The sequence below is a fragment of the Candidatus Pelagibacter sp. PS_41 genome, from assembly GCF_059417725.1.
Map to the genome: position 1 here is coordinate 1,128,619 of NZ_CM182062.1, position 11,492 is coordinate 1,140,110.

The 11,492-nt window shown below is 28.3% G+C and carries 17 protein-coding genes; 8 read left to right on the top strand and 9 right to left on the bottom strand.

What is annotated here, in order from left to right; all coding sequences use genetic code 11:
* The first annotated feature begins 4 nt into the window (after positions 1-4).
* Genes AC5SL8_RS06145 through AC5SL8_RS06165 form a run of 5 tightly spaced genes read left to right on the top strand, consistent with a single transcriptional unit; the run spans position 5 to position 3,858 of the window.
* Positions 5-1,192 carry an argininosuccinate synthase gene (locus tag AC5SL8_RS06145; protein ID WP_494579716.1) on the top strand — a complete coding sequence of 396 codons (1,188 nt, stop codon included), beginning with the start codon at positions 5-7 and terminating at the stop codon, positions 1,190-1,192.
* Positions 1,193-1,196: 4 nt separating this feature from the next.
* On the top strand, positions 1,197-1,814 hold the full coding sequence (locus tag AC5SL8_RS06150) for a DsbA family oxidoreductase (RefSeq protein ID WP_494573074.1): 618 nt from the start codon (positions 1,197-1,199) through the stop codon (positions 1,812-1,814).
* Positions 1,815-1,870: 56 nt separating this feature from the next.
* On the top strand, positions 1,871-2,329 hold the full coding sequence (locus AC5SL8_RS06155) for a hypothetical protein (RefSeq protein WP_271516453.1): 459 nt from the start codon (positions 1,871-1,873) through the stop codon (positions 2,327-2,329).
* Positions 2,329-2,709, top strand: coding sequence for a phosphate-starvation-inducible PsiE family protein (locus AC5SL8_RS06160; protein ID WP_494579718.1), 381 nt, complete (start codon positions 2,329-2,331; stop codon positions 2,707-2,709). The genes AC5SL8_RS06155 and AC5SL8_RS06160 overlap by 1 nt, the downstream gene beginning before the upstream one ends.
* Positions 2,710-2,715: 6 nt before the next feature.
* Complete coding sequence (locus tag AC5SL8_RS06165) at positions 2,716-3,858, top strand: FAD-binding domain-containing protein (protein WP_494579720.1); 1,143 nt, start codon at positions 2,716-2,718, stop codon at positions 3,856-3,858.
* On the opposite strand, the gene AC5SL8_RS06170 is transcribed toward AC5SL8_RS06165, so the two are convergent.
* From AC5SL8_RS06170 to AC5SL8_RS06200, 7 genes are read right to left on the bottom strand one after another with little or no spacing between them, the layout of a single operon-like run.
* Positions 3,855-4,076, bottom strand: coding sequence for a hypothetical protein (locus tag AC5SL8_RS06170; RefSeq protein ID WP_271516447.1), 222 nt, complete (start codon positions 4,074-4,076; stop codon positions 3,855-3,857). The genes AC5SL8_RS06165 and AC5SL8_RS06170 overlap by 4 nt on opposite strands.
* Before the next feature lies 1 nt (position 4,077).
* Positions 4,078-4,458, bottom strand: coding sequence for a GNAT family N-acetyltransferase (locus tag AC5SL8_RS06175; RefSeq protein ID WP_494579722.1), 381 nt, complete (start codon positions 4,456-4,458; stop codon positions 4,078-4,080).
* Positions 4,443-4,748: a hypothetical protein gene (locus AC5SL8_RS06180; RefSeq protein ID WP_494579724.1), complete on the bottom strand. Its 306-nt coding sequence runs from the start codon at positions 4,746-4,748 to the stop codon at positions 4,443-4,445. Before AC5SL8_RS06180 ends, AC5SL8_RS06175 begins: the two co-directional genes overlap by 16 nt.
* Positions 4,745-5,464, bottom strand: coding sequence for a type 1 glutamine amidotransferase (locus tag AC5SL8_RS06185; RefSeq protein WP_494579725.1), 720 nt, complete (start codon positions 5,462-5,464; stop codon positions 4,745-4,747). Before AC5SL8_RS06185 ends, AC5SL8_RS06180 begins: the two co-directional genes overlap by 4 nt.
* Positions 5,465-5,467: 3 nt before the next feature.
* On the bottom strand, positions 5,468-5,884 hold the full coding sequence (locus tag AC5SL8_RS06190) for a YqaA family protein (RefSeq protein ID WP_494580805.1): 417 nt from the start codon (positions 5,882-5,884) through the stop codon (positions 5,468-5,470).
* A complete protein-coding gene (locus AC5SL8_RS06195) occupies positions 5,881-6,003 on the bottom strand; it encodes a DUF2256 domain-containing protein (RefSeq protein WP_494579727.1) in 123 nt (40 codons plus the stop codon). The genes AC5SL8_RS06190 and AC5SL8_RS06195 overlap by 4 nt, the downstream gene beginning before the upstream one ends.
* Positions 6,003-7,493 (bottom strand): cryptochrome/photolyase family protein, encoded by a 1,491-nt coding sequence (locus AC5SL8_RS06200; protein WP_494579729.1) that lies wholly within the window; start codon positions 7,491-7,493, stop codon positions 6,003-6,005. The genes AC5SL8_RS06195 and AC5SL8_RS06200 overlap by 1 nt, the downstream gene beginning before the upstream one ends.
* 27 nt (positions 7,494-7,520) lie before the next feature.
* Here AC5SL8_RS06200 and AC5SL8_RS06205 point away from each other — a divergent pair, with 27 nt between their 5' ends.
* The 3 genes from AC5SL8_RS06205 to AC5SL8_RS06215 are packed head-to-tail and all read left to right on the top strand — an operon-like array spanning position 7,521 to position 10,983.
* Positions 7,521-8,231, top strand: coding sequence for an SDR family NAD(P)-dependent oxidoreductase (locus AC5SL8_RS06205; protein ID WP_494579731.1), 711 nt, complete (start codon positions 7,521-7,523; stop codon positions 8,229-8,231).
* Positions 8,206-9,297 (top strand): PQQ-dependent sugar dehydrogenase, encoded by a 1,092-nt coding sequence (locus AC5SL8_RS06210; protein WP_494579733.1) that lies wholly within the window; start codon positions 8,206-8,208, stop codon positions 9,295-9,297. The genes AC5SL8_RS06205 and AC5SL8_RS06210 overlap by 26 nt, the downstream gene beginning before the upstream one ends.
* Positions 9,298-10,983: an O-linked N-acetylglucosamine transferase family protein gene (locus AC5SL8_RS06215; protein WP_494579735.1), complete on the top strand. Its 1,686-nt coding sequence runs from the start codon at positions 9,298-9,300 to the stop codon at positions 10,981-10,983. It abuts the gene before it with no gap.
* Here AC5SL8_RS06215 and AC5SL8_RS06220 read toward each other — a convergent pair.
* Positions 10,980-11,249 (bottom strand): SHOCT domain-containing protein, encoded by a 270-nt coding sequence (locus AC5SL8_RS06220; protein ID WP_494579737.1) that lies wholly within the window; start codon positions 11,247-11,249, stop codon positions 10,980-10,982. The genes AC5SL8_RS06215 and AC5SL8_RS06220 overlap by 4 nt on opposite strands.
* A 3-nt stretch (positions 11,250-11,252) precedes the next feature.
* Positions 11,253-11,462 carry a hypothetical protein gene (locus AC5SL8_RS06225; RefSeq protein ID WP_494579739.1) on the bottom strand — a complete coding sequence of 70 codons (210 nt, stop codon included), beginning with the start codon at positions 11,460-11,462 and terminating at the stop codon, positions 11,253-11,255.
* Positions 11,463-11,492 lie beyond the last annotated feature (30 nt).

Genomic DNA, 11,492 nt, shown 5'->3' on the forward strand with positions numbered 1-11,492 from the left:
GTAGATGAAGCCTAAAAAAAAAATTGTACTCGCATATTCTGGTGGGCTTGACACATCTATTATATTAAAATGGCTTCAAGAAAACTATGACGCAGAAGTTATTTGTTATACTGCAAATATTGGACAAGAAATTGATAGAAAAAAAATTATAAAAAATGCCAAAAGACTAGGTGTTAGAAACATCATTATTGAAGATTTAAAAGATATTTTTGTAAAAGATTATGTTTTTCCAATGATAAGAGGACATGCAATTTATGAAGGTGTTTATTTATTGGGTACATCAATTGCTCGACCTTTAATTGCAAAACGTCAAATTGCTGCTGCTAAAAAATTTGGAGCTTATGCTGTTTCACATGGATCAACTGGTAAAGGAAATGACCAAGTAAGATTTGAATTAGGCTATCATTACTTTGGTCCAAAAGTTAAAATTATTGCACCATGGAGAATTTGGAAATTAAATTCTAGAACAGATTTAATTAAATATGCAAAAAAAAATAATATTCCAATTCCAACAGATAAAAAAGGTGCTCCTCCTTTTTCTATTGATGATAATTTATATCACACATCAACTGAAGGTAAGGTTTTAGAAAACCCAAAAAATTCAGCTCCTGAATTTCTTTTTCAAAGAACAGTGTCCCCTGAAAAAGCACCTAATAAACCTTCTTTTGTAACTATAGGATTTAAAAATGGAGACCCTGTAACAATTAATGGTAAAAAATTATCGCCTGGAAATTTGTTAAAAAAACTTAACGATGTTGCTGGCAAAAATGGAGTAGGTAGAGTTGATTTAGTTGAGAACAGATTTATTGGGATTAAATCTAGAGGTGTTTATGAAACGCCTGGTGGAACACTATTAATGTTAGCACATAGAGCAATTGAGTCTGTTACTTTAGATAAAGAAACTATGCATAAAAAAGATGAGATTATGCCTAAATATGCAGAACTTATTTACAATGGTTATTGGTACTCAAAAGCAAGATTTAAACTTCAAAAAATTGTCGACCTTAAAAAGAATAAAGTTAATGGCTCTGTTAAGCTTAAATTATACAAAGGTAATATCACTATAATGTCTAGACAGACAAAAAGTAATGCTTACTCAATGAAAAAAGTTTCTTTTGAAGAAAATAAAACCTTTAATAAATCAAACGTAGAAAGATTTATTAACTTTCATAAACAAAAACTTCGTTCATAAATTAATGAAAATAAAAGTATTTGCTGACACAATTTGTGGGTGGTGTTTTATTGGTCAGACAAGATTAAATAAAGCTTTAAACGCCTTTCCTGAAACTAAGTTTGAGATAGAGCATGTTCCATTTCAACTAAATACCGACATGCCTAAAGAAGGAATTGAAAGAAACAAGTACTTAGAAATAAAGTTTGGGGGAAAAGAGTTTGCTCAACCAATGTATGATCGAATGACAGAAGAGGCCAATAAAGAAAATCTTAATTTTAATCTAGATAAGATAAAAAAAACACCCAATACTGTATTTTCTCACTTATTAATCAAATTAGCTGAACAATCTAATGTACACAACGAAATTAAAGAAAAAATATATCAATCATACTTTATTGAAGGTCTTGATATTGGAGATAAAGAAATCTTAATTAATATTGGAAAAGGATTTAATATTAATGGAGAAGCAATTAATGATTTTTTTAACTTAAAAAATATTGAAGAAGTTAATTCATATATTTCGGTCGCGAGAGAGAAAGAAATTCATGGAGTGCCCTTCTTTGAAATAGGAAAAGATTTTATTTCAGGCGCCCAAAGCTCCACAAATTTAGAAAGTGTAATAAAGTCCAATTTAAGCTAAAAATTAAAGGACAATTTAACCTTTGTTTTTATCTAATAAAAATCTAATCTATCTTTATGGAATCATTAAAAAATTGGATGAAAGATGCTGCTAACATTTTATTTGATGATAGTAAAAATGATCTAAGGTCTTTACCAAGGTCTGTTAGATTACAAATTTTATTAGTTCTGAGCTTCGTTTGGACAACTGTTTTTAGTTTATATATATTTTCTTATACAACTTTTGCATTTGGTTGGGCCGGTTTATATGTTGCTCATATTGGATTGATATTTGCAGTCTATATGACATTCAAGCATTTTCATAAAGCAGAAGCACAATCTAGTAGTGTATTCAAAACTAAAAACTTTGATCCATTTAAAATTATGGTTATTGTTTTTGTCATTGTATTCATCTTCGTATTCTCTAAAGGAATAGAAGTTTTAACCAGTCCAAACCCTAGCTCTTACTCAATTCCATATGATGGTCCATCAAAATCAGTGTTTGAAAAGTGGCTACCATTTAGTAAAGATAAGTAATGGATAAAATAGCAAAAAATTTACAACTAGTATTAATGTGCATTATTTTAGTAAGCACTGTAATTGCTGTTGGTATGGAAATTAAAAATATGTTTCTAAATCAATCTGTAATGCTAGCAGATTTACTTTTGATGTTTCTTTATTTAGAAGTCTTAGCAATGGTTCGTGTTTTTTGGAACCAGCAATCAATAAGCATAACTTTACCTCTTTTAATTGCAATAACTGCCCTAGCTCGATTTATTATATTGCAAGGAAAAGAGATGGATCCATCAGCATTAGTTTATGAAGCTATAGCTATAGTTCTGATTGCATCTGCAATAGTTATTCTTAGATTGAGACATAGTGATAAATTGGGCCTAAAGAAAAGAAAATCTAAATAGTTTAAAATGATTTTTGAAGCTTCAAGGGCTAAAGCCGTTGATCAATTAAATAATTTTATTGAACAAAATCTTACAGATTATTCAAAACTAAGAAATTTTGATTTTGGACCTAGTAATAGATCTAATATTTCTTCTTTATCCCCCTATATAACACACGGGGTAATAAATGAATTAGAAGTAATTAATAAATCTCTTAAAAAGTTTTCATTTGCAAAAAATGAAAAATTTATTCAGGAAGTTCTTTGGCGTGTTTATTGGAAAGGTTGGTTAGAATTAAGACCTAATGTTTGGACAGATTACTTAAATGAATTAAAAAAGATACGTGAAGAATTTATAGATAACGCTGATTATAAAAATGCTATTGAGGGTAGTACAAACATAGAATGTTTCAATGAATGGGTAAATGAATTGAAAGAAAATAACTATTTGCACAATCATGCAAGAATGTGGTTTGCAAGTATTTGGGTTTTCACTTTAGAACTTCCTTGGCAATTAGGAGCCGAATTTTTTATGAATCATTTGTACGATGGAGATGCTGCATCAAATACCCTTGGTTGGAGATGGGTTGCTGGCATTCAAACGCAGGGTAAAAATTATTTAGCAAATGAATGGAACATAAATAAATTTACAAATAATAGGTTTAAAAACATAAAACTTAATGAAAATGCTAAGCCTATATCTGGTGATAAAATGTATTCAGTTATCAATAAGAGCTTTAAAAATTCTGAGATTTTTGAAGATAAAACTTTATTAATATTTGAAAATAATATGGCATTTGAATTTTCTGATTTTAAAGAAGATAAATTTAAAAAAATTTTTTTGGTCCTAAATAATACAAATAGAACTATCAAATTAAGTGAAAAAGTGTTGAAATTTAAAGCTAATCTTTTAGAGGATCAAAAAATAAGATTAGAAGAAAAATCAATTAATTGTGAAACTATTAATATTAATGATTTAAAAAATATTACTGAAGAAGTTTATGCTCTTTATCCAACCGTTGGTGAAAACTTGGATTTTATTCAAAATAATCAATTAAGAAATTTTAAATTTTTATATAGAAAGTTAGATCAATTTTCTTGGCAATATTGTAATAAGGGGTTTTTTAATTTTAAAAATTATATTCCAAAAATTATTGCTAATTTTAATTAAAACCAACGTATCATTCCAATTATACCAGCTGTGGCATAAAAAAATTGTAATACGAGTATTCCCTTATGACCTCCTCTGTATGCCCAGATACCAATTAAAATAGCTGACAACAGTAACAAACAAAATCCTAAAAACTCTATTCCAATATTTAAGGCTACAAATAAAGAATAAAGAATTGCTGTAACAACCCCCGCCCATTCAAAAAATTTATTATTCATTTTATAATTTTTTTATTTGTTTAAAATTTTTATTAAAATTTATCTTTTTTAAATAATTCAAAAATCTTTTTTTATTTTTAGGCCATTCTTTATCTAAAATAGAGAACCAGGCTGAATCTCTGCTTCTGCCCTTAAAAATAAACATTTGTCTAAACACACCTTCAAATCTAAAACCCAATCTTAAAGCTGCTTTTTTTGAGGATGAATTTAAATTATTACATTTCCACTCATATCTTCTGTTCCTCAAAACTTCAAATGCATTTTTCATCATCAAATACATCGTTTCAGTTCCTTCAACTGAATTTTGAAGAAGTGGAGAATAATTAATGTGCCCAACTTCAATTGAACCATGATCTGGTTCAATTCTTAGATAGCTCGCCATTCCACAATATTTTTTGTGTCTTTTGGAATAAATTGAATAAAAAAAGGATCCTTGTTTAAACAAAATGCTTTCATCCAATTTCTAAAATTTGAATAAGTTTTGAATGGCCCATAAGGCAAATACGTCCAAATTATATTCTTTTTATCTTTTGAATATTCTGAATATAAGTCTTTTGAATGTTTGCTAACATTTAAAGGTTCAAGAATTGTATAATTTCCAACTAATTTTTTTTTTAATGGTAACTTTGCTTTTTTAAATTTTACCTTAGGACCTAGTTTTAATTTATTCATAATATTTTTTTAAAATTCTTATAAAGAATCTTAGAATAATTATTCATATCAGTCATATTATTTTTGGCAGCTTTATCAAATTTTTCTAATGCTCCATCTCCTAATTGGTCTTCTAGGGCTTTTTTATATTCGGGTACGCATCCCCATTCATTTACTGTGGTTTCTTTAATTTCAATATGAAATTGAATTGCATATGCATGATTTTGGTATTTAAAAATTTGATATTTGGTGACAGAAGATGATGCTAGTAAAGTTACATCCTTATTATTTTCTATTCCTTGCACTTCATAAGAATGCCACTGCAAACTTTTAATTTGCTCTGGAAATTTTGAAAATAAGATGTCTTCATTTTTTTCTTTAGTAAAATTTATATCCATTATTCCAATTTCTGCTGGATTTGATTTAACTACCTTGCCACCTATTACCTCGCCTAATAATTGACACCCAAGACAAAAACCTAAATAAGGTTTTTTTAAATTAACAACAAATTCTTTAATTGCTTTTTTTTCTTCAATTAGCCATGGGTATTCTTGTTCCATAAAAGTATCCATTGGACCACCCATACAAAACATTCCATCAAATTTTCTTAGATCACTTGGAATTTTTTCACCTTCATCCAGCTCTATGGTGGTTAAGTTAAAACCATCAGCTAACATTAAATCTTTGATATAGCCTGGGTCTTCAATCTTTATGTGCTGTAAGACAATTATGTTCATTCCTTAACCGATCAAATAGAAGACTAGAAGGTATCTACTTACCTTTCCAATTGCCACTAAAATAATAAAATCTAAAAATTTAACTCGTAGTAATCCTGCAACTAAAGTTAGCGGATCACCTACAACAGGAACCCAAGCAAATAATAATGTCCACTTACCAAACTTTCTGAACCATACTGATGATCTTTCTATTTGCTTTTCTTTAAATGGAAACCACTTTTTTGTAGTAAGGTTTCTTGAATAAAATCCTAAAACCCAGTTAACAACAGATCCTAAAACATTTCCAAAGCTTGCAACGATTAACAATAATAAATTATCATAATTCGATGTTGCAATTAACCCTGCCAATGTGAGTTCAGATGAAAATGGTAAAATGGTTGCAGCTAAAAAAGATATAGCAAATAAAGATAAGTAAATCACTTCGAACACTTCTTAGAACAATACTTTACCTTATCCCAGTTTAATTTCCATTTCTTGCGCCAAATAAAAGGTCTTTTACAAACAGGACAAATTTTTGATGGTAGATGTTTTTTTTTCACTAAATTGTATTTTGTTTTATGAATTTGTCTGCTTCAGATAAAATCATTTTTTTTCTATCATTTTTCATTTTATCAAACACATAAACCATCATTGATAATCTGGGGTTTTTTAAAAAAAATTTTCTATTTCTATCTATAAATCTCCAGTACAAACCATCCATCGTATTGCACCAATCCCCTTTCTTAAAATCCATCATTTTCATAAAATAACTTGATCCACAGATATATGGTTTTGTTGCAAAAATACCTCCGTCACTAAATAAACCCATTCCATAAACATTGGGAACCATCACCCAGTCAGATGAATCGACAAACATTTCCATAAACCATTTATAAACAATTGTTGGTTTAACCTCACAAAGATTCATTATATTTGATAAAATCATCAATCTTTCAATATGATGAGACCAGCCATGATTAACAGCATTTTTAATTGCATGATCCAATGGAGGTAAACCAGTTGTGCCTTCATACCAAGACTTTTTCATTTTTCTTTCATGTTTAAAAAAATTTTTTGTTTCCATTTCATCAGAGTAACCTTGATAAATTCCACGCATGAACTCTCTCCATCCTATTATCTGACGAATATAACCTTCAAGCGAGTTCATTCTAATTTTATGTTTTTTATGAAATTCTAAAATTTTTTGAATGATAATCTCAGGAGTTATCAATCCTAAATTAATGTACGGACTTAATGCACTATGAAATAAAATATTGTCTTTTTGATTAACAGCATCTTCATAGTCACCAAATAAATTTGATTTTTCTTTAATAAAAAATTCTAAAAGCTTAACAACATCAGCATATTCAGTTGCAAGCCAAAAATCATTTGTGCTACCGGGATGATCTTTAAATATTTTTTCAATAATTGGTTTTAATTTTTTAGTGTGATTAGTTTCATTAATTTTTGGAAATTTTGGTATTAACACATCTTTTGGTAATTTATTTCTGTTATCCTCATCAAAACTCCATTTGCCCCCAATAGGGTTTCCATCTGCACCCATTAATATTCCAGATTTTTTACGAACCTCTTTGTAAAATGTTGCCATAAAAGGTTTTTTTGATTTTGCTAAATAATTTTTAAACTCATCTCTTGAGGTTAAAAACATTGGAGTTTGAATAATATTCCAATTTATTTTTTCTTTTTTTAAAAATTGAGAAATTTTCTTTTCAAAAAATTTATCCTCAACCTCAAAACTTGAAATTTCAGTAATTTTTTTTTGATGAATGATAATTTTTAATTTTTTAAAGTAAGTGTCTTTAAACCCTTTGTCTTCAATTTTAGAATATTCGACTTTGTATTTATTCGCTTTAAGCGTATCCGCATAAGACCTCATAGAAGATAGAAATAGCAGTATCTTTTGTTTATGATGCTTTTCATAAGTACATAGCTCATAGTCTTCTGCCATGTAAAAAGAGTGGTCCTTTTTGAAGCGGTCTATGTATTTTAATGGAAATAATTGATTGCCAAGTATAAAAAACAATTTCATAATTAAATATAACTAATTAAAAATTATATGTCAGAAAAATATCTTATTTTTGGTGCGACAGGTTCTGTGGGCTCTAGCTTAGCTGAACAATTAAAAAATTCAAGTAACGATATACATCTTGTTGCAAGAAATGAAAGTGAAGTTAAAGCAATCGCAGAAAAATTGGGTTGCTCTTATACAGTTGCTGACGTTTTAGAAGATGGGTTTATAGAAAAAGTAAAATCAGATATTAATGATATTAAAGGGGTCGCTTACTGTGTGGGCTCTATTGATTTAAAACCATTAAGAATGGTTACAGAGGCTGATATGAATAAATGTATGAAACTAAACCTTTATACAGCCATTGAAGTTATAAAAGGATTTCAAGAAAGTTTAAAAAAAAATAAAGGCTCTGTTGTTTTATTTTCAACCGTTGCTGCTCAAAGAGGTTTTACTAATCATACAATTATTGCTTCTGCTAAAGCTGCTGTTGAGGGATTAACTGTTACACTGGCTGCTGAGTTTGCTCCAAATATTAGAGTAAATTGTATTGCACCTAGCTTATCGAAATCTAAAATCGCAGAACCAATGTTAAAAAATCTTACAATTGCAGAAGGAATTGCTAAAGCACATCCTCTGAAAAGATTGGGTGAAGGAAAAGATTCTGCAGCGCTTGCTAAATTTTTAATTACTGAAGAGAGTTCTTGGATTACTGGACAGATAGTAGCTGTTGATGGTGGTAGATCAAAGCTTTCTTAAAGTGAAAAAATATTTTTTATTAGTAATTTTTTTTCTTTTATTTACTTCAAAAGGCTATTCTAATAATTATAAATTCACTAAAATTATAGAGCTAGATGAACCTTGGGGATCTTCATTTATTAATAATGAAGAAATCATTATTACCGAAAAAAAAGGTAAAATTAAAATTGTTAATTTCATTTCAAAAGAAGTTACAGAAGTTAAGCATAATCTTAATTTTTTAGAAGCTGGCCAAGGTGGATTATTAGATATTATTTACCAAGATAATACTTTATGGATTTCTTATTCAGAAGATAGAGGAAGTTCGAAAACAAGTACATCAATTGCAAAAGCACAATTAAACAAACAAGAATTAAATTTTAAAAATATTTTTCAAGCAAACCCTCCTATAGATTCAGGTTATCATTTTGGTTCAAGATTAGCGATTAAAGATGATTATATTTATGCATCAGCTGGTGAAAGAGGTCAAGGTATGATTGCTCAAGATCCCACAAAGCATCCTGGTAGTATTATTAGAATTCATACTGATGGTCGTATTCCTAAAGACAACCCAAAATTTACTGGTGAACCAGATTGGTTGCCTGAAATTTATCAGATAGGTGTTCGTAATCCACAAGGGTTAACACTCTCCGATTATGATGGAAAAATATATTTAAGTAATCATGGAGCAAGAGGTGGTGATTGGTTTGGAGAGGCTAAAAAAGGAGAAAATTATGGATGGAAAATTTTGGGCTGGGGTGGAAAAAATTATTCTGGAATACCTATTGGCCCTAAATGGAAACCAGGTTTTACTAAAGCAATTCAATATTGGGTACCATCAATAGCTACTAGTGCTATCACAATTTATAAAGGGGATGAGTTTAAAGAATGGAATGGTCATGCTCTAGTCACTTCTTTAAAAGATAAATCTTTAAGAAAATTAATATTTAATGATCTAACGAATGTGAAGGAAGATCTTATATTTAGAAATAATATTGGAAGAATAAGAGATATTCAGGTACATCCCGTAAATGGAAAAATTTATTTTTTAGCAAATAATAGTTTGTGGTTAATGGAAAAAAGCTAAATGGATGAAATAAAAGCTAAAAAAATTTTTAACGAGGCTCAAAAAAATTTTGAGTCTCTAAAATATGAAAAAGCAAGAGAGCTGTGGTTTCAAATTTTAGAATTTTATCCTGAAAACCTATCTCTATTAAGAAACATATCTTTAACTTATTTCAATCAAGAAAATTTCTTTGAAACAGAGAATATTCTAAAAAAAATAATTAAAATAAATTTAAAAGAACCTAATGCTTTAAATATGCTAATTTTAGTCCTTGAGGAACAAGATAAAATTGAAGAGGCAAAAGAATTTATCGGTATTGGTATAAATAATAATTTATTAAATGACCATTGGAAAATCAAAAAAGAACTGCTGATACCAATGATTAAAAATAACTCTAATGAAATTATAAAATTTAGATCCAATATTAATAAATTTATTGAAGAAATTTTAAATAACAATAAAAACTACAATTTTAATATTAATGACCATCTTATAAAACCTCCTCAATTCGGTTTATCATATGATCAGTTCGATAACTTAGAAATAAACAAGAAATGTATATCTTTGTTTAGAAGAATATATCCTGAGCTTAACAAAGTTTACCTTCACAAAAATACTTCATCGAGTAAAATTAAAATAGGCTTTATCTCTGAATATTTAACTGACCACACTATTGGAAAACTATTTAAAGGTATTATCTTAAAAATTAATAAAGAAAAATTTGAAGTATTGGTTTTTCATTCTGAGCAAACTAAAAAAGGATCAATATTAAATGATTTGGTAGATGCCGAAAAAAAAGGTGTTATTAAAAATATTTTTTTACCGAAAGATTTTAAACAGAAACAAATCTCAATACTTGATCAAAAATTAGATATACTTTTTTATCCAGAAATTGGCTTATCTATTCAACTATATTTTCTCTCATATATTCGCCTTGCGAAATATCAAATAACTTCTTGGGGACACCCTGAAACTACTGGAAACGACTCTATTGATTATTTCATTTCTTCAAAATTTATAGAGTCTGAAAATTCACATAAAAATTTTTCAGAGCAAATAATTTGTTCAGAAAGTTTGCCTATGTACTACTACAAACCAAAAATTAAAAATATACTTAATGAAGAAAAATTAAATGAATTAAATTTATATTCATGTCCGCAAACATTATTCAAATTACACCCAGATTTTGACCAAATAATAGAAAAAATTCAAAAGAAAGATAAAAATTCAATATTTTATTTTATCAAGGATTCAAACAAGGCTCTCAGCAATATTTTCATCAATAGACTAAAAAAAAATTCAAAAATAAATCTTGAAAAAATTAATTTTTTAGAAATTATGAATTGGGAACAATATATTAATCATTGTGGTAGAGCGTCTGTCTTGCTAGACCCATTATATTTTGGTGCTGGTAATAGTTTTTACGAGTCAATGTTTTATGGAACTCCCACAATAACTATGCCCACAAATCACACAAAGTCTAGACTTGTACTCGGAGCCTATAATCAAATGAAAATTTCAGACATGAAATTTAATCCAATTGTAAAAAATATTGATAATTATGTTGATACAGCAGTTGAAATTGCAAACGACAAGAATCTCATTGAAATTAAAAATCAACTAAAACTTAAAGCAGAGACAAACTTGTATGAAAATAAAAAATCCATTACTGATTTAGAGAATGTTCTGAATAAAATTGTAGGCTAATTATCTAACAGTTTTTTTTTTGCTTTATCAAATTCTTCTTGTGTTAAAATTCCTGATTTTAAAAGTTCATTTAACTTTGTAATTTCACTACTTAAATTTGAATTACTTTCTAAAACATTATTAAAGTTATCAGATTGAGTTTCATTGTCTTGACTTGGCGCATTGTCAACCTTAGCCTTGAAGCCTGTCATGATTGCTGAACCACCAAGATAAAAAACAAAGATTAATATTGGTACTGCTAATATAAAAAATATTAATTTATCCATTATTTAATCCTCATCCTCATCTTCATTTCTCCAGTCTTTTTCATACATTAAATATCCAGCTAATATAACAGCAAAAGTGCCTGCTATCATTCCATAATCAAAGCCAACCTGTTTTCCATACAAATACCATCCTAGTTGAGTAGCACCAATTGGCACAGCCGTTAGAAGAAGCATAATGATTGCAATTCTGTACGGATATTTTGGTCTTTTCATCCTTAAAGATTATCAAAAATTAAAAGGAAT

Bases quoted from the DNA above. Each gene is read 5' to 3' on its own strand.
- AC5SL8_RS06160 (WP_494579718.1), top strand. From the start codon at position 2,329: ATGGATAAAATAGCAAAAAATTTACAACTAGTATTAATGTGCATTATT.
- AC5SL8_RS06225 (WP_494579739.1), bottom strand. From the start codon at position 11,462: ATGAAAAGACCAAAATATCCGTACAGAATTGCAATCATTATGCTTCTT.
- AC5SL8_RS06210 (WP_494579733.1), top strand. From the start codon at position 8,206: ATGGTGGTAGATCAAAGCTTTCTTAAAGTGAAAAAATATTTTTTATTA.
- AC5SL8_RS06205 (WP_494579731.1), top strand. From the start codon at position 7,521: ATGTCAGAAAAATATCTTATTTTTGGTGCGACAGGTTCTGTGGGCTCT.
- AC5SL8_RS06185 (WP_494579725.1), bottom strand. From the start codon at position 5,464: ATGAACATAATTGTCTTACAGCACATAAAGATTGAAGACCCAGGCTAT.
- AC5SL8_RS06175 (WP_494579722.1), bottom strand. From the start codon at position 4,458: ATGGCGAGCTATCTAAGAATTGAACCAGATCATGGTTCAATTGAAGTT.
- AC5SL8_RS06170 (WP_271516447.1), bottom strand. From the start codon at position 4,076: ATGAATAATAAATTTTTTGAATGGGCGGGGGTTGTTACAGCAATTCTT.
- AC5SL8_RS06200 (WP_494579729.1), bottom strand. From the start codon at position 7,493: ATGAAATTGTTTTTTATACTTGGCAATCAATTATTTCCATTAAAATAC.
- AC5SL8_RS06220 (WP_494579737.1), bottom strand. From the start codon at position 11,249: ATGGATAAATTAATATTTTTTATATTAGCAGTACCAATATTAATCTTT.
- AC5SL8_RS06145 (WP_494579716.1), top strand. From the start codon at position 5: ATGAAGCCTAAAAAAAAAATTGTACTCGCATATTCTGGTGGGCTTGAC.
- AC5SL8_RS06165 (WP_494579720.1), top strand. From the start codon at position 2,716: ATGATTTTTGAAGCTTCAAGGGCTAAAGCCGTTGATCAATTAAATAAT.
- AC5SL8_RS06215 (WP_494579735.1), top strand. From the start codon at position 9,298: ATGGATGAAATAAAAGCTAAAAAAATTTTTAACGAGGCTCAAAAAAAT.
- AC5SL8_RS06180 (WP_494579724.1), bottom strand. From the start codon at position 4,748: ATGAATAAATTAAAACTAGGTCCTAAGGTAAAATTTAAAAAAGCAAAG.
- AC5SL8_RS06150 (WP_494573074.1), top strand. From the start codon at position 1,197: ATGAAAATAAAAGTATTTGCTGACACAATTTGTGGGTGGTGTTTTATT.
- AC5SL8_RS06155 (WP_271516453.1), top strand. From the start codon at position 1,871: ATGGAATCATTAAAAAATTGGATGAAAGATGCTGCTAACATTTTATTT.